The sequence below is a fragment of the Janthinobacterium sp. GW822-FHT07H10 genome (assembly GCF_058798675.1).
On the sequence record NZ_JBXAKS010000005.1, the window covers coordinates 222,005 to 237,477 of the forward strand.

General features: G+C 65.1%; 13 protein-coding genes, 1 pseudogene and 2 riboswitches. Of the genes and pseudogenes, 6 read left to right on the forward strand and 8 right to left on the reverse strand.

The window, feature by feature from the left end; translation table 11 throughout:
• Positions 1 to 275 (forward strand): annotated as a pseudogene (locus AC1RDJ_RS14275) (methyl-accepting chemotaxis protein); the annotation flags it as partial.
• Here AC1RDJ_RS14275 and AC1RDJ_RS14280 read toward each other — a convergent pair.
• Complete coding sequence (locus AC1RDJ_RS14280; RefSeq protein ID WP_071324043.1) at positions 272 to 961, reverse strand: ribonuclease HI family protein; 690 nt, start codon at positions 959 to 961, stop codon at positions 272 to 274. The pseudogene AC1RDJ_RS14275 and the gene AC1RDJ_RS14280 sit on opposite strands and share 4 nt — an antisense overlap.
• A 141-nt stretch (positions 962 to 1,102) precedes the next feature.
• On the opposite strand from AC1RDJ_RS14280, the gene AC1RDJ_RS14285 reads away from it, so the two are divergent.
• The gene (locus tag AC1RDJ_RS14285; protein WP_493027781.1) at positions 1,103 to 2,311 is read left to right on the forward strand and encodes an NAD(P)/FAD-dependent oxidoreductase; all 1,209 of its coding nucleotides are present in this window, start codon (positions 1,103 to 1,105) and stop codon (positions 2,309 to 2,311) included.
• A gap of 64 nt (positions 2,312 to 2,375) precedes the next feature.
• Positions 2,376 to 2,942, forward strand: a complete 567-nt coding sequence (locus AC1RDJ_RS14290; RefSeq protein ID WP_071324041.1) for an RrF2 family transcriptional regulator — start codon at positions 2,376 to 2,378, stop codon at positions 2,940 to 2,942.
• A gap of 19 nt (positions 2,943 to 2,961) precedes the next feature.
• Here the strand turns inward: AC1RDJ_RS14290 and AC1RDJ_RS14295 are convergent, their stop codons facing one another.
• From AC1RDJ_RS14295 to AC1RDJ_RS14310, 4 genes are all read right to left on the reverse strand, one after another.
• A complete protein-coding gene (locus AC1RDJ_RS14295; protein WP_493027782.1) occupies positions 2,962 to 3,303 on the reverse strand; it encodes a hypothetical protein in 342 nt (113 codons plus the stop codon).
• Between the two features lie 36 nt (positions 3,304 to 3,339).
• Positions 3,340 to 6,024 carry a magnesium-translocating P-type ATPase gene (gene mgtA, locus AC1RDJ_RS14300; protein WP_071324039.1) on the reverse strand — a complete coding sequence of 895 codons (2,685 nt, stop codon included), beginning with the start codon at positions 6,022 to 6,024 and terminating at the stop codon, positions 3,340 to 3,342.
• A 414-nt stretch (positions 6,025 to 6,438) separates the two neighbouring features.
• Entirely contained in the window at positions 6,439 to 7,062 is a 624-nt protein-coding gene (locus AC1RDJ_RS14305; RefSeq protein WP_083411869.1) for a TetR/AcrR family transcriptional regulator, read from the reverse strand.
• A gap of 22 nt (positions 7,063 to 7,084) precedes the next feature.
• The gene (locus AC1RDJ_RS14310; RefSeq protein WP_493027783.1) at positions 7,085 to 8,302 is read right to left on the reverse strand and encodes a Bcr/CflA family efflux MFS transporter; all 1,218 of its coding nucleotides are present in this window, start codon (positions 8,300 to 8,302) and stop codon (positions 7,085 to 7,087) included.
• Between the two features lie 172 nt (positions 8,303 to 8,474).
• On the opposite strand from AC1RDJ_RS14310, the gene AC1RDJ_RS14315 reads away from it, so the two are divergent.
• Positions 8,475 to 8,633 (forward strand): hypothetical protein, encoded by a 159-nt coding sequence (locus tag AC1RDJ_RS14315; RefSeq protein WP_198043691.1) that lies wholly within the window; start codon positions 8,475 to 8,477, stop codon positions 8,631 to 8,633.
• A 262-nt stretch (positions 8,634 to 8,895) separates the two neighbouring features.
• Here AC1RDJ_RS14315 and gcvP read toward each other — a convergent pair whose 3' ends face one another.
• The 3 genes from gcvP to gcvT form a co-directional block, all read right to left on the reverse strand.
• On the reverse strand, positions 8,896 to 11,796 hold the full coding sequence (gene gcvP / locus AC1RDJ_RS14320; RefSeq protein ID WP_071324037.1) for an aminomethyl-transferring glycine dehydrogenase: 2,901 nt from the start codon (positions 11,794 to 11,796) through the stop codon (positions 8,896 to 8,898).
• A gap of 103 nt (positions 11,797 to 11,899) precedes the next feature.
• Complete coding sequence (gene gcvH / locus AC1RDJ_RS14325; RefSeq protein ID WP_071324036.1) at positions 11,900 to 12,280, reverse strand: glycine cleavage system protein GcvH; 381 nt, start codon at positions 12,278 to 12,280, stop codon at positions 11,900 to 11,902.
• Between the two features lie 71 nt (positions 12,281 to 12,351).
• A complete protein-coding gene (gene gcvT / locus AC1RDJ_RS14330) occupies positions 12,352 to 13,473 on the reverse strand; it encodes a glycine cleavage system aminomethyltransferase GcvT (RefSeq protein WP_289887152.1) in 1,122 nt (373 codons plus the stop codon).
• Between the two features lie 73 nt (positions 13,474 to 13,546).
• Positions 13,547 to 13,652: riboswitch (glycine riboswitch) on the reverse strand.
• Positions 13,653 to 13,680: 28 nt separating this feature from the next.
• Positions 13,681 to 13,767, reverse strand: a riboswitch (glycine riboswitch).
• 168 nt (positions 13,768 to 13,935) lie between these two features.
• On the opposite strand from gcvT, the gene AC1RDJ_RS14335 reads away from it, so the two are divergent.
• Positions 13,936 to 14,508: an ATP-dependent Clp protease proteolytic subunit gene (locus tag AC1RDJ_RS14335; protein WP_493027784.1), complete on the forward strand. Its 573-nt coding sequence runs from the start codon at positions 13,936 to 13,938 to the stop codon at positions 14,506 to 14,508.
• Between the two features lie 157 nt (positions 14,509 to 14,665).
• On the forward strand, positions 14,666 to 15,301 hold the full coding sequence (locus tag AC1RDJ_RS14340; protein WP_232250902.1) for a phosphatase PAP2 family protein: 636 nt from the start codon (positions 14,666 to 14,668) through the stop codon (positions 15,299 to 15,301).
• Positions 15,302 to 15,473 lie beyond the last annotated feature (172 nt).

A 15,473-nucleotide genomic window follows, 5' to 3' on the forward strand; every position in this document is an offset into this window, starting at 1 on the left:
AAATCACGGCCGCCAGCAGCGAGCAAAGCGTGGGCATCGACGAGATCAACCGCGCCATCGGCCAGATGGATGCCGTGACGCAGCAGAATGCAGCCTTGGTGGAAGAATCGGCGGCGGCCGCCGAATCGATGCAGCACCAGGCGCACAACCTGGCGCAAGTCGTCAGTGTCTTCAAGCTCAATGGCCAGCAAGCCAGCGTCAGCGGCTTGAAGGGGATGAAGCGGCCGCTGGCGAAAGAGCCGAAGGAAGCCTTGCGGATCGGCCGCGCCGCTTAATCTGCCAACGGAGGAATAGCCTCTTCCTCCACCCAGCCGGCGATCGCCAGCTGCGACAGCCGGTCCGCCTCGCCATTGCGGTGGCGCGGAATCCAGCGCAACGTTACATCATTGAATTGTTCCAGCAGGGCCACGACGGTGGCCCGCTGCGTTTCCAGCCCCCTGGCGCCGACCGGCGTCGTCCCCAGCACGTCATTGATCACCACCTGGCTGTCGCCGTACAGCAAGAGCTGGGGCGGGCGCACGCCGAGTGCCGCCTGCAGGACGGCCGTCAGGGCCGCATATTCCGCCTCGCTGCTATTGCCATGGCCGGCCGCCTGGCTCACTTCGATGCGTTCGCCATGCGGCCCCAGCAGCAGGGCGCCTATGCCCAGCTTGCCCGGGTTCGGGTGGGCCGAGCCATCGAACCAGCCGCGCCAGGCCGAAGCCGGCACCGCCTGCACGCGCCGCGCCGCCTGCGCCTGCTGGCGGTCGCTGATCTTTTGCGCCTTGCGCTGCGCTTCGGCGGCGTGCGCCTGCAGCCGTGTCGCCAGCAGGGCGGCCAGGCCCAAGGTGCCCGCTGCCTGTTCCAGTATCCGCTGCAGCGCCGTGTCGTCCGCGATGCCTTCCCGCGCGGCCAGCCGGCGCGCCTGTGCCCGCTCGCTCTTGAACGCGGCTGTCAGCAATGTTTCCAATTCCTGTTGCATGGGGCTTTCCCTCGTCGTCGTGCCGCGAATCTACGCGAGTGCGGCACAGACCGCAAGGCAGGCTGTCGCGTTTTTGCATGCCCGCTTGCACGCTATAACGCGGAGTGATATAGTCTGCGTTATCAACTCAAGGAGAAAAACATGACACAGCGCGTATTGATCATTGGTGCCGGCTTTGCCGGATTGTGGAGTGCCCTGGCGGCCGTGCGTCGCCTGAGGCTGGAAAATATGCCCGCCGGCGAGGTCGAAGTGGCGCTGGTGGCGCCGGAAGCCATGCTGACGATGCGCCCGCGCCTGTACGAACCGGCACCCGCCGGCATGGTGGCGCCGTTACAGCAACTGTTCGACGACACGGGTGTGCGCTTCATCGCCGGCAAGGTCGAAGCCATCCGCAGCGACAGCGACGAAGTCGACATCGTGGCCGCCGATGGCAGCCGTTCGACCGTGGCCTACGACCGCCTGGTACTGGCGGCCGGCAGCAGCCTGTTCCGGCCGAATATCCCTGGCCTGCAAGAGTTTGCCTTCAGCACCGACCAGCGCGACGAAGCGGTGGCGCTCGATGCGCACCTGCACGCGCTGGCCGCCAGGCCCGCATCGGCCGCGCGCAATACCGTCGTCGTGGCCGGCGGCGGCTTCACGGGCATCGAGCTGGCGGCCGAACTGCCGTCGCGCCTGCGCGCCATCCTGGGCGCGGATGCCGATATCAAGGTGATCATTGTCGAGCGGGCATCCGATATCGGTCCCGACCTGGGGCCGGGACCGCGCCCCGTGATCGAACAGGCGCTGGCCGAGCTGGGCGTGGAATGCCGGCTTGGTTCGGCGGTTGCCGCCATCGACGCGGGCGGCTTGAGCACCGCCGATGGCGAGCGCATCGAGGCGCACACCGTGGTGTGGACGGCGGGCGTGCGGGCCAGCGCGCTGACGGCGCAGATTCCCGGCGAGAAAGATGCCGCGGGACGCCTGCGGGTGGCGCCTGACTTGCGCGTGCCTGGCGCCGGCAAGGTCTTTGCCACGGGCGACGCCGCCGTCGCCGCCACGGATGACGCAGGCAATCACACGCTGATGAGCTGTCAGCACGCCATGTTCCTTGGCCGCTCGTCGGGCGACAATGCCGTGGCAGACCTGCTGGGACTGGCGACGCGGCCCTACCGCCAACCGTATTATGTGACTTGCCTGGACCTGGGGGCGTGGGGCGCGGTCGTGACGCAGGGCTGGGAGCGCAAGGTGTGGCTGACGGGCAGCGAGGGCAAGGCCATGAAGGTGGCCATCAATGGCCGCGTGATCTATCCACCGGCCGACAGCGCCGCGGCGCTGGCCGCCGCCGATCCGGCGTTCGAACTGTCGCTGTAGTCGCGCCTTGCGGCAGCTAACGTGGAGTGATAAAGTCCCCGTTTTGCAACGGAGGAATGGCATCATGGCACATTATGGAAGCGGCACCGAGTATGGCTTGCATTGCCTGCTGTATCTGGCCCAGCCGCTTGCCGAGCCTGCCAGCAGCCGCGATCTGGCGGAGTTGCAGGGCATCTCCGTCTCCTTCCTGGCGAAAATCTTTCCCAAGCTGGAGAAGGCGGGCATCGTGACGGCGTCCGAAGGCATCCGCGGCGGCTACCAGCTGGCGCGCCCCGCGGGCGAGATCAGCGTGCTCGACGTGGTGGATGCCATCGAAGGCCCGAAACCGCTGTTCGATTGCCAGCAGATCCGCAGCCGCTGCACCTTGTACGCAGGCGAGCCGCCGGGCTGGATGACGAGCGGCGTGTGCGGCATCCATGCACTGATGCTGCGCGCCGAGAAAAGCATGCGCGCCGAACTGGCCAAGACCAGCTTGCTGGACCTGGCGCAAGGTTTCGGCAGCGTGGCGCCGGCCGGCTTTGGCGCCGATGTGCAGGGCTGGTTCAGCGGCCGCGTGCAGGAACGCAGCGAGGCGCGCATCGCCGCCATCCGCGGACCGAAGACGCGCCGCGTCAAGGACGATGCGGCTTGATGCTCGTTTGACGTTGATGCTAAGGTTTCAACAGCACGGTATCGACCAGGCTGCCGAGCCAGCACAGCACCAGCACGCCCACGGCCACCGTCATGGCCGGGCCGTCATTGGCGGACAGGGCATCGACTCTTTCCACGATCAGCTGCACGTCGAGGGGCAGGGCGCCGCTGTCGATCTGTGCCATGACCTGGTCCAAGCGTGCCATGATCTGGCGCAACACGCATACCAGCGCGACCAGGGCAGGAACAAGGAACAGGCAGCCGCGCGCCTTGCGGCCGATGACGAAATGCCCGCTGCCGGGAAACACCAGGGCCGACAGCAGCAGGGCGAGATTACGCTTGGAAAGAGAAGAGCCGCTCATGCGCGCCTTTTGTAGGGGTAAGAGCGGCCCATCATACTATTGCCAGCCGAATTTGCGCAGGTACACGCGTTTCATGAACGTCGTCAGCAGGGTGTAGCAGACGAGAATGCCCAGCAGCCAGGGGAAGTAGCCCAGCGGCAAAGCCTGCAGCTTGAAATAGCTCGCCAGCGGACCCATCGGCAGGAACACGCCCACGGCCATGATGGCCGTCGTCGCCACCAGCAGGGGCACGGACGCGATGCTGTCGATGAAGGGCAGCCTGGGCGTGCGGATCAGGTGCACGATCAGGGTTTGCGTCAGCAGGCCCACGACGAACCAGCCGGACTGGAACAGGGTCTGCTGTTCCGGGCTGTTCGCGCCAAACACATGCCACATCAGGATGAACGTGCTGATGTCGAAGATCGAGCTGATGGGGCCGAAGAACACCATGAAGCGGCCGATGTCGCGCGGGTTCCAGCTCAGCGGCTGCTGGATCAGTTCGGCGTCGACGTTGTCGAACGGGATGGCGATCTGCGACACGTCATACAGCAGGTTTTGCACCAGCAAGTGCAGCGGCAGCATCGGTAAAAATGGCAGGAAGGCGCTGGCCACCAGCACGGAAAACACATTGCCGAAGTTCGAGCTGGCCGTCATGCGTATGTATTTGAGCATGTTGCTGAAGGTGCGGCGGCCTTCCAGCACGCCTTCTTCCAGCACCATCAGGCTCTTTTCCAGCAGGATGATGTCGGCCGCTTCCTTGGCGATATCGACGGCCGAATCGACGGAAATGCCGATGTCGGCCGCGCGCAGGGCCGGCGCATCGTTGATGCCGTCGCCCATGAAGCCGACGATATGGCCATTGCCGCGCAGGGCGCGCACGAGGCGCTCCTTGTGCAGCGGGCTGAGCTTGGCAAACACGGTGTTGTCCTCGGCCGCCCTGGCCAGGGTGGCGTCATCCATGTCGTCGAGCTGCGGGCCTTGCAGCACGCCATGCACGGCCAGGCCCACTTCGCGGCAAATCTTCGCCGTCACCAGGTGGTTGTCTCCCGTCAAGACTTTTACCGTCACCCCGTGTTCCGCCAGCGCGCGCAGGGCGGGCGCCGTCGATTCCTTGGGTGGATCGAGGAAGGCGACGTAACCGATCAGGGTCAGCGCCGTTTCATCGGCCACGCCATACACGGTTTTATGCGGCGGCACTTCCTTGACGGCCACGGCCACCACTCTTAAACCTTCCGCATTCAAGCCGTGCGTGGTCTCCAGCACCTTGGCCAGCAGGGCGGCGTCGAGGGGAATATTCACGCCGCCCAGGCGCAGATGGCTGCAGGCGGCGAGGATTTCCTCGACGGCGCCCTTGCAGATCAGCTCATGGTGGTCGTTGCGTTCGGAAACGACGACGGACATGCGGCGGCGCACGAAATCGAACGGGATTTCATCGACTTTGACATAGTCGCGGGCCAGCTGCATTTCCGTCTGCAGTTCAACATGGTCGAGCACGGCACGATCGAGCAGGTTTTTCAGGCCTGTCTGGTAGTGGCTGTTCAAATAGGCGAATTGCAGCACCTCGTCGGAAGGCTGGCCGAAGACGTCCGTGTGGCGTTCGAGCACGATCTTGTCCTGCGTCAAGGTGCCCGTCTTGTCCGTGCACAGCACGTCCATGGCGCCGAAGTTCTGGATGGCGTCGAGGCGCTTGACGACGACTTTCTTTTTCGACAGTTTCACGGCGCCCTTGGCCAGGGTGCTGGTGACGATCATCGGCAGCATTTCCGGCGTCAGGCCCACGGCCACGGACAGGGCGAAGAGGAACGCTTCCATCCAGTCGCCCTTGGTCCAGCCGTTGATCAGGAACACGAGCGGCGCCATCACGAGGGCGAAGCGGATCAGCAGCCAGCTGACGCTGTTGACGCCCGCCTCGAAGGCCGTCGGCGTGCGCTCGGTGGCCGTCACGCGCGTGGCGATGGTGCCGAAATAGGTGCGGTTGCCGGTAGCCAAGACCAGCGCCGTGGCGGCGCCCGAGATCACATTCGTGCCCATGAACAGCAGGTTGGCCAGCTCCATCGGGTCGCGCCCCGCGCTGTCGGCCAGCTCGGCCATCTTTTCCACGGGCAGGGATTCGCCCGTCATGGCGGCCTGGCTGACGAACAGGTCTTTCGCGGAAAGCAAGCGGCAGTCGGCGGGGATCATGTCGCCGGCCGACAGCACGATGATGTCACCCTGCACCAGCTGGCGGATCGGCAGCTCGCCCTGCTGGCCATTGCGCAGCACGGTGGCCGTGTTGCTGACCATGGCTTTCAGGCGTTCGGCGGCGCGGTTCGAGCGGCCTTCCTGCACGAAGCGCAGCAGGGTCGACAGGATCACCATGGTGCCGATGACGATGGTTGCCTTCGGGTCTTCCGTCAGGTAGGAAACGATGGCCAGCACGGTCAGCAGCAGGTTGAACGGGTTCTTGTAGCACAGCCACAGGTGCTGGTACCAGGCCAGCGGTTTTTCATGCTCGACTTCGTTCGGCCCCGTTTGCGCGCCGATCACTTGCGCCTCGGCATCGCGCAAGCCTTCGGCCCGCGTATGCAGGCGGTTCAGGGCCGTCGCCAGGTCTTCGTGGGCGGCGGCCAGCAGCTGGCGCGCCAGGTGGTCGGGCACGGGGCGGGCCGTGCTGTTTTCCAGCGGCATGGCGCGGCGGCGGAAATGGCCGGCCGTGTGGCGCTTGCGCAGGAACGATTCGAATAAGCGGGTGAAGAGATTCATGGCTCTTCCTTTCACGACGAGGTGTTGACGGGCGGCGCAGCCGCAGGCAAGACTTGCGTGCCGCCAGCGCGCATGGCAAAGCATGGCGCTGGCGGGCAATCCGGGTCAGTAGCCGGTCGCGATCGGAAAGAGGGGGAGAGGCGCGCAGCCGGACTGGCTGCGAGAGACACCGCACCTTGCTCAGCAAGGCACGGAGGAAAGGAAGTTCCGCGTTGCTTGCTGTTTAGCTGCCGAGGCAATCACCGATACAAGATCGGCTACTGTCACTAGAACAAGTACCCACGTGGGACTCCGTAAATGAATAATGAGGGCATCTTATGGATGCGCTGCAAGGGTGTCAACTGAAGAAATCTTAGGTTTCCAAAGTGTAATGTGGCTGTGGCACGATGTTGCATGGCCTTCTACCGCGCGGCTTCAGGCCGCCCGCGCCGCCATCGCCAGCGAGTCGGACAGGATCTGCCACAGGGCCGCGTGGCGCTGCTGCAGGGCGGCGCCGCCCGCGTAGATCAGCTCCACATGCAGGCTGTCGACGATGCCCAGGTAGGCTTGCGCATACAGCTCGATGCGCGCGGCAGGCAATGCCGGCGCCAGGCGGCCCAGGCTGGCGACGTAATACTGGAGCAGCTGCACCAGCAGCGCCTCGAAGCCGCTGCCGACCTGGACGCGCAAGGTGGCGGGCGGCAGGTAGGCCGTGCGCAGCAGGAAGCGCAGGTGGGCCGACTCCGCGTAGCGCTGCGCCATGCGGTCGCAATACAGGGCGCCGGCCAGCTGGCCGCCCGTGGCCGGCGTTAGCGGACTCAGGTTTGCCTCGTCGTCGAAGCAGGCTTGCATGAACGCGTGCTCCTCTTCCAGCGCGTCGGCGAAGACATCGAGGAAGAGGGCGTCCTTGCCGGCGAAGTGCGAGTACAGCGAGGCTTTGCGCATGCCGGCCTGCTCGGCGATGTCGCTGAGGGACGAGGCATCGTAGCCATGTTCGGAAAAATGCCCAACGGCAACGGCACAGATTTTATCGGCGGAAGCCGAGCGTTTCTTGATCATCAGGGTTGTATTCGGTGAGGCGTCAGTGCGCCGCCAGGCCGGTGGCGCGTGCCGGATGGACGCGCGCAGTTGCCAGGGTCAGCCATGATACCAGCAGGCCGGCCACGGTCAAGAACAGCAGCCATGGCACGGGCCCCCATTCGGACAGGCTGGCCGCCAGCGGCGTCGCCAGCGACGACAAGCTCATCTGGATGGCTCCCAGCAGCGCGGCCGTGGAGCCGAGCGCCCGCTGCTGCGAGCCCATGGCCATGGCCATCAGCGCCGCTTCCGCGATGCCCAGGCCGAACAGGGCCACGAACATGCCGGGCACGACGGCTGCGATGCCGAAGCCGGCCCAGGCGCCCAGCAGGGCCAGTCCCGCGCCGCCCAGCATGGCGGCGCTGCCGGCCACGCCGAGGCGCGCCATGCCGTGGCGGCCCACGAGGCGGCCGCTGGCCATCGCGCCCAGCAGCACGGCCACGCCCGTGGCGCCGAAGACGAGGCCGAAGCTGCCGGCGGACAGGCCGAAATCGCGCTGGTAGACGAGCGACGCGCCGCCGATGTACGCAAAGAGGAAGAAGAAGCTGGCGGATAGGGCCAGCGCGGGCAGCAGGAAGGCGCGGTCCAGCGCGATGCGCGCATACGTGCGGTGCATGCCGCGCGGCGCGATGCGCCTGGCCGGCGGCAGGGTTTCCGGCAGGAACAGCGCGCTATTGAGCAGGGTCACGGCGCCCAAGGCGGCCAGGGCCAGCATCACCGTGCGCCAGCCGTAATGCGCGTCGAGCAAGCCGCCGACGGCCGGCGCCAGCACGGGCGCCAGGCCGACGATGGTCATCAGGAGGGCAAACAGTTGCGCCGCTTTGACGCCGTCGGCGACGTCGCGCACCATGCTCATCACCACCACCAGGGTCAGCGCGGCGCCCAGGCCCTGCAGCGTCCGCGCCAGTAGCAGGGTGGACAGCTGCTCCGCCTGCGACGCCCACACGGCCGCCACGATGTAGACGGCAATGCCCGCCAGCAGTGGACGGCGCCGGCCCAGCATGTCCGTCAGGGGGCCGCACAGCAGTTGGCCGCCGCCCAGCGCCAGCAGGAAGACGGTTAGGCTCAGCTGCACGTTCGCATACGAGGTGTGCAGTTCGCGCGCCATGGCCGGCATCGAGGCCAGGTACATGTCGATGCCGGCCGGGCCGAGGATGGCCACCAGGGCCAGCGAGGCCGCCAGCCCGAGACTGGCGGCGGGGAGGGGGGATTGCTGCTGCATTGTTCTTCCTTTGTATCGTCAAAAAAGCGCGGCATGGACGCCGCTGCCATTTTTATTGTACACTTACTGCCTACCGGTAGGTAGCCTTCATTTTTACACACTATGAAAAGGATGAGATGATGATGAGAACGGAAGCCAAGGCAGGCGCCCCCGCGGCGCGGGGAGAGATGGCATGATGGAATTCGGCATTATGCTCAGCGGTATCGCGGCGGCGCTGCTGTTCGCGGCGTGGAGTTCGCACCGCGCCCGCTGCGAGCGGCGCGACGTCGTGTGCCTGACCATCGTGGCCGGCGCCATGGCCGTGCCGGGCGCGGCCTTGCTGGCCCTGTAACGATCAGGCTGGCGACAATAAAAAAACGGCAGACCATCGGTCTGCCGTTCTGTTTTAATGCCCCTGACCTTCGCCAGTCAGTAGGTCGGATTAGCGTGCCAGCGCGTAATCCGACAACAGCGTTGACAAAGCCGGTGGCGAGCTTGGATTACGCGTCGCTAATCCAGGCTACACAGCCATGTTCATGCGTGCATGAAAAAAGGCAGGCCGAATGGCCTGCCTTCTTGTCGCCGACAGGCCCGCGAAAGCGGGCGCCTGGCGTTTATTCCTCTTCGTAGGAACTGATGGGCGCGCAGCCGCAGAACAGGTTGCGGTCGCCATACACGTTGTCGGCGCGGCCGACCGGCGGCCAGTATTTGCGCTGGCGCAAGGACGCGACGGGGTAGGCGGCGATTTCACGGCTGTACTTGCGTTCCCAGTTGTCCGACATCAACACCTGTGCCGTGTGCGGCGCGTTTCTCAGCGGGTTGTCGTCATGGTCGAATTCACCGCTGGCGACCTTGGCGATTTCCGCGCGGATGGCGATCATGGCGTCGATGAAACGGTCGATCTCCACTTTCGATTCGCTTTCCGTCGGCTCGATCATCAGGGTGCCCGGCACGGGGAAGCTCATGGTCGGCGCATGGAAGCCGAAGTCCATCAGGCGCTTGGCCACGTCTTCGTTGCTGATGCCGGTGGCGTCCGTGATCGGGCGCAGGTCCAGGATGCACTCGTGCGCGACCAGGCCGTCGTGGCCCGAGTACAGCACAGGGTAGTGCGGCGCCAGGCGGCGCGCGATGTAGTTCGCCGCCAGGATCGCCGTCTCGGTGGCGGCCGTCAAGCCTTCCGCGCCCATCATGGCGATGTACATCCACGAAATCGGCAGGATGCTGGCCGAGCCGAATGGCGCGGCGCTGACGGCGCCGATGCCGGCAGCGTCGCGCTGGTAGCCCGAGGAACGCTGGTTCGGCAGGAATTTCGCCAGGTGGGCGCCGACGCCGATCGGGCCGACGCCTGGTCCGCCGCCGCCGTGCGGGATGCAGAAGGTCTTGTGCAGGTTCAGGTGCGAGACGTCACCGCCGAACGAGCCGGGAGCGGCCACGCCGACCAGCGCGTTCATGTTGGCGCCGTCGATGTAGACCTGGCCGCCGTGCGAGTGGATGATCTCGCACAGTTCCTGGATGCCTTCCTCGAACACGCCGTGGGTGGACGGGTAGGTGACCATCACGCAGGCCAGGTTGGCGCTGTGCTTTTCCGCCTTCGCCTTCAGGTCGGCCAGGTCCACGTTGCCGTTGGCGTCGCAGCTGGTGACGACCACCTGCATGCCGACCATATTGGCCGACGCCGGGTTGGTGCCGTGCGCCGACGACGGGATCAGGCAGATGTTGCGGTGGCCTTCGCCGCGCGATTCATGGTAGGCCTTGATCACCAGCAGGCCCGCGTATTCGCCCTGCGAGCCGGCGTTCGGCTGCAGCGAGACGGCGGCGTAGCCCGTCAAGGCGCACAGCATCTCTTCCAGCTGCGAGATCATTTCGCGGTAGCCCACGGTTTGCGCATCCGGCGCGAACGGGTGAATGTTGGAAAATTCGGGCCAGGTGACGGGGATCATTTCCGACGTCGCATTCAGCTTCATGGTGCACGAGCCGAGCGGGATCATGGTGCGGTCCAGCGCCAGGTCCTTGTCGGCCAGGCTGCGCAGGTAGCGCAGCATCTCGTGTTCCGAGTGGTAGCTGTTGAAGACGGGGTGGGTCAGGTAGGCGCTCTCGCGCGCCAGCTGCGCCGGCAGGGCGCTGGTGACGGCCGCTTCGACGGCGTCCAGGTCCGGGGCGGCAGGCGCGTTGGCGACGCCGTCGGCGAAGACCGTCCACAGCAGCGCGATATCGGCGCGCGTGGTGGTTTCGTCCAGCGACAGGCCGACGTGGGTGGCGTCGACCTTGCGCAGGTTGACGCCGTGCTTCAGTGCCGTCGCGTGCAGTTTTTCCGCATCGGCGACGTTGACGGTCAGGGTGTCGAAGTAGCTGGCGTTGGCGATGCCGTAGCCCAGGGTCTTCAGGTTGGCCGCCAGCACGCCCGTAAAGCGGTGCACGCGCTGGGCGATCTGCAGCAGGCCGGCAGGGCCGTGGTAGACGGCGTACATCGAGGCCATCACGGCCAGCAGCACTTGCGCCGTGCAGATGTTGGAGGTGGCTTTTTCGCGGCGGATATGCTGTTCGCGCGTTTGCAGGGCCAGGCGGTAGGCCTTGTTGCCTTGTGCATCGACGGTCACGCCCACCAGGCGGCCCGACATATTGCGCTTGAATTCATCGCGCGTGGACAGGTAGCCCGCGTGCGGGCCGCCGAAGCCGAGCGGCACGCCGAAGCGCTGGCTGTTGCCGACGACGACGTCGGCGCCCCATTCGCCCGGTGGCGTGAGCATGGTCAGGGCCAGCAGGTCGGCCGCGACGATGACCATGGCGCCGTTCGCATGCAGTTTTTCCACGCCGGCGCGGTAGTCGCGCACGACGCCGTTGACGCCCGGGTATTGCAGCAGCACGCCGAAGCAGCCGTCGAGCGACTCGATTTCCGCCGGGTCGAAGGTGCGCACCTCGATGCCGATCGGCTGGGCGCGCGTCTGCACCACTTCCAGCGTTTGCGGCAGCACGTCATTGGCGACGTACAGCACGTTCGATTTCGACTTGCCTACGCGCTGGATCAGGGTCATCGCCTCGGCGGCGGCCGTGCCTTCGTCCAGCATCGAGGCATTCGCGATGCCCATGCCGGTGAGGTCGGTGATCACTTGCTGGAAGTTCAAAATGGCTTCCAGGCGGCCTTGCGAAATCTCCGGCTGGTAAGGCGTGTACGCCGTGTACCAGGCCGGGTTTTCGAAGATGTTGCGCAAAACGACACCGGGCGTGAAGGTATTGTAATAACCTTGGCCTATCAGGGATTTGAGCACCTGGTTCTTGCCGGCGATGGCTTTCAGGCGCGACAGCGCTTCCTGTTCCGGCATCGGCTGCGAGTACGCGCCCAGGGGCAGCGCGCCCTTGTTGCGGATGTTGGCCGGCACCAGGGCATCGATCAGCGCGGCGCGCGATGGATAGCCGAGGGTCGCCAGCATGGCTTGCTGTTCGGTAGGGGAGGGGCCGATGTGGCGGGCGATGAAGGCATCGCGTGCTTCGAGTTGGGTCAGGCTGGTGCGGGTCATGATATAGAGGCCAAAAAAGACTGAAAAACCGGGATGCGGCGCGCGGGCGCAGCGCAGAAAAAATGCAAACGGGCCGCAAACGCGGCCCGTGTATCAAGCGCGATCAGGCGCCGGTGGTGGCGCCATAGGCGGCAGCGTCGAGCAAGCCGTCCAGGGCCGACACGTCGGCTGGCTTGATCTTGAACAGCCAGTTGGCGTAGGCGTCGGCGTTGATCGATTCAGGCGAATTGACCACGGCGTCGTTGACGGCCACGACTTCGCCGGCGATCGGCGCGTAGATGTCGCTCGCTGCTTTGACCGATTCCACCACGGCGGCGTCGTCGCCGGCGCCGTAGGTGTTGCCCACGGTTGGCAGTTCGACGAAGACGATGTCGCCCAGTGCATCCTGCGCGTATTCGGTGATGCCGACGGTGATCGTGCCGTCGCCTTCAAGGCGTACCCATTCGTGGGATGCGGTGTACTTCAGGTCTGCAGGAATGTTCATGTGTGGCTCCAGATGGTAAGTGTTCGTTATTGATTATGGTTGTACGGTCTTGCGGGCGGCTCTATAAAACCTTACGCAGCCAGGATTTTACCGTTACGCACGAAAGGCAGCTTGACGACGGAAGCGGCCAGCCGCTTGCCGCGGATTTCCACGTGCACGGTGTCGCCCACCTTCACGCCGTTCGGCACGCGCGCCAGGGCGATCGCTTCCTGCATGGTCGGGCTGAAGGTGCCGCTGGTGATTTCGCCCGTGGCGCTGCTGCCGGCGATGATGACTTTCTGGTGGGCGCGCAGCACGCCGCCTTTTTCGCGCAGGATCAGTCCAACGAATTGCGCGTTCTGGCCTTGGGCCAGCAGGGCGGCCTTGCCGATGAAGTCGCGCTCGCTGACCAGGTCGATGGTCCACGCCAGGCCCGCGTCGAGCGGGTTGACGCTTTCATCCATGTCCTGGCCGTACAGGTTCATGCCCGCTTCCAGGCGCAGGGTGTCGCGCGCGCCCAGGCCGGCTGGCTTGACGCCCGCTGCCGCCAGGGCGTTCCACAGCGCTTCCACCTGGGTGGCGGCGACGCCGATTTCGAAGCCGTCTTCGCCCGTGTAGCCGGTGCGCGCCAGCATGACTTCGCCGAACGCCGTGTCCTTGACGATGACGACATTGAATGGCTTGATGGCGTCGGACGCGGCTTGCGTTTCCGGCAGCACTTGCCATACCTTGGCGCGCGCGTTCGGGCCTTGTACGGCCACCAGGGCCATGGGGGCATTGCCGTCGCGGCGCTCGGTGATCGTCAGGCCGCTGTTGGTGGCCGTATTTTGCTGCTGCATCCAGGCCACGTCTTTTTCAGCCGTGCCCGCGTTGACGACGAGGCGGAACCAGTTTTCGTTGAAGAAGTAGACGATCAAGTCATCGATGACGGTGCCTTCGGCATTCAGCATGCACGAATACAGCGCCTTGCCCGACACTTGCAGTTTGTCAACGTTGTTGGCGAGCAAGCCGCGCAGGAAGGCGCGCACGTTCGGGCCCTCGATGTCGACCACGCACATATGCGACACGTCGAACATGCCGGCGTCGCCGCGCACGGCGTGGTGCTCTTCGATTTGCGAGCCGTAGTTGACAGGCATGTCCCAGCCGCCGAAATCGACCATGCGGGCGCCGAGGGCACGGTGGGCGTTATTGAGTGGGGTCGCTTTGAGCGTCATTGAATCCTCGGGACGAAGGTAAAGGGGAAGTTAACAGAACACACAAAGCCAAACACGGCTTGTCGGCGTGATCACTGACCCCCCTGTCCTTTGTACCTGAGAGATTACGGGGGCTTGCCCCGTGCGCCCCTTCGGTGGACCGCCGGCATGTGCCGCGGTCGCTCTCCAGAGTTGAGCTAAAACATGTCGCCAAAGCAACAGCTTCAGTCCGCCTGATCGGTCCTTTTGCCTGAGAGTTTTTGGGTAGTGCCCCTTCGGCGGCAACGCTGGTTTGCCCTCTCCCGATCAAGTGTGAGGAATATATGCCAGCAGGGTCTTTCTGTCAATCTGAAAAGACGTTGTTCCGGCGCCGCCAAGGCGCTTGTTTGCGGGGCTGGCGGCAGGCCGGGCGGGCGCAAAAGGGCGCCCGCCCGCGCGCGAATGCGCTATCATGAAAGCCTGGCTTTCTTGCGGGTGCCTGCCATGAACACTACACAAAGCGAGACGCAAAACAACACCGAGCAGCACGGGTATTTCACCCTCTCCGGCGACGTCAACAGCGATATGGTGCGGCGCGTCTTCAATGCCGTGGCCGATATCACGGAAGACAAGCTCACCACCGCGCACATCCTGATCCAGTCGAACGGCGGCTATGTCAGCGACGGCATCTGCCTGTACAACTACCTCAGCAAGTTGCCGCTCGACATCGTCACCTACAATGCGGGCGCCGTGGCATCGATTGCCGTGACCCTGTTCCTGGCGGGGCGCCAGCGCCATGCCAGCGACACGGCCCGCTTCATGGTGCACAAGTCGCACGCGACGGCGTCGCCCGGCTCGCGGCCCGATGCGCTCAGCATCATCGTCGAGGGCTTGCGCGCCGATGACATGCGCACCGAGCGCATCCTGCGCAACCACGTCAGCCTGACGGAAGAGCAGTGGCAGGTGCACGCATATTCCGACCTGCACCTGACGGCCGACCAGGCGCTGGACGTGGGCATGATCGCCTCGATCCGCGATTTCACGCCGCCGAAGGGCAAGCGCCTGACGAATATCTGAGCATTCCGGCCCCTGCACCGGTGATGGCGGCGAGGGTTATTTTCATGTGGAAATTTTGTAATGGAATGTAATTCTTCGCCGCAGTGCATCAAAAGGCGCGCTGAACCGGGCCATGTCATGGCATAGTGCGCGTTGATCATGAATAAGCGCAGGCACGATGACTTGGTGGAACGGGATTTCTTTTACGGCCGACATGTCCCTGATGGGGCCGGCCGGTGCGGCCATCGCCCTGTGGCTGCTGGTGTCGCGCCAGTGGAAGCTGGTGCTCAGCTGGAGCCTGTGGTACGGCGGCGGCCTGGCCCTGGTGGTGCTGTCGAAGCTGGCCTTCATGAGCTGGGGCGTGGGCAGCAGCGCGCTCGACTTCACGGGTTTCAGCGGCCACGCCATGCGCGCCGGCGCCGTGTTTCCCGTCTTGCTGTATGTCCTGTTGCAGCGGGCCGACCCGCGCTGGCGCCATGCGGGTGTCGCTTGCGGCGTGGCGTTCGCCGTGCTGGTGGCCATTTCGCGCGTGGTGGTGCATGCGCACAGCGTGTCGGAAGCCGTCAGCGGCTGCGTGCTGGGCCTGGCGGTGGCGCTGGGCTTCATGTGGAGCGCCCGCGGCGCCGTCAACATCGCCGTCAGCCATGCGCTGGCGCTGGCTTGCCTGGTGCTGATGATCGCCCTCAGCTTCAAGGCGGAACCGATGCCGACCGAGCAGTGGCTGCAAAAACTGGCCATGGCCTTGTCCGGCCATGAGCGCGTTTTTTCGCGCGCGGACTGGAAACTGGCGCAAGATGGCCGTCCCGCCCCGTGATGCGCAGGCTGGGACTGCTGTTTTTTGGCCAGAAAAGCATCAGGAAATGGTATGATGAACCACTTTTCAGCCGTGCGTGACCGGACTGCCATCGCCGCAATGGCGGTCACGGTGGCCGTGGTGACCATAAAACTGAATACGAACCGGGTTCACCCATAAATCAACCGCCAGC

Coding starts and splice junctions, on each gene's coding strand:
- AC1RDJ_RS14290 (WP_071324041.1), top strand. CDS start 2,376: ATGGCACATTATGGAAGCGGCACCGAGTATGGCTTGCATTGCCTGCTG.
- AC1RDJ_RS14280 (WP_071324043.1), bottom strand. CDS start 961: ATGCAACAGGAATTGGAAACATTGCTGACAGCCGCGTTCAAGAGCGAG.
- gcvT (WP_289887152.1), bottom strand. CDS start 13,473: ATGACGCTCAAAGCGACCCCACTCAATAACGCCCACCGTGCCCTCGGC.
- AC1RDJ_RS14310 (WP_493027783.1), bottom strand. CDS start 8,302: ATGCAGCAGCAATCCCCCCTCCCCGCCGCCAGTCTCGGGCTGGCGGCC.
- AC1RDJ_RS14295 (WP_493027782.1), bottom strand. CDS start 3,303: ATGAGCGGCTCTTCTCTTTCCAAGCGTAATCTCGCCCTGCTGCTGTCG.
- gcvH (WP_071324036.1), bottom strand. CDS start 12,280: ATGAACATTCCTGCAGACCTGAAGTACACCGCATCCCACGAATGGGTA.
- mgtA (WP_071324039.1), bottom strand. CDS start 6,024: ATGAATCTCTTCACCCGCTTATTCGAATCGTTCCTGCGCAAGCGCCAC.
- AC1RDJ_RS14305 (WP_083411869.1), bottom strand. CDS start 7,062: ATGATCAAGAAACGCTCGGCTTCCGCCGATAAAATCTGTGCCGTTGCC.
- AC1RDJ_RS14315 (WP_198043691.1), top strand. CDS start 8,475: ATGATGGAATTCGGCATTATGCTCAGCGGTATCGCGGCGGCGCTGCTG.
- AC1RDJ_RS14340 (WP_232250902.1), top strand. CDS start 14,666: ATGACTTGGTGGAACGGGATTTCTTTTACGGCCGACATGTCCCTGATG.
- AC1RDJ_RS14335 (WP_493027784.1), top strand. CDS start 13,936: ATGAACACTACACAAAGCGAGACGCAAAACAACACCGAGCAGCACGGG.
- AC1RDJ_RS14285 (WP_493027781.1), top strand. CDS start 1,103: ATGACACAGCGCGTATTGATCATTGGTGCCGGCTTTGCCGGATTGTGG.
- gcvP (WP_071324037.1), bottom strand. CDS start 11,796: ATGACCCGCACCAGCCTGACCCAACTCGAAGCACGCGATGCCTTCATC.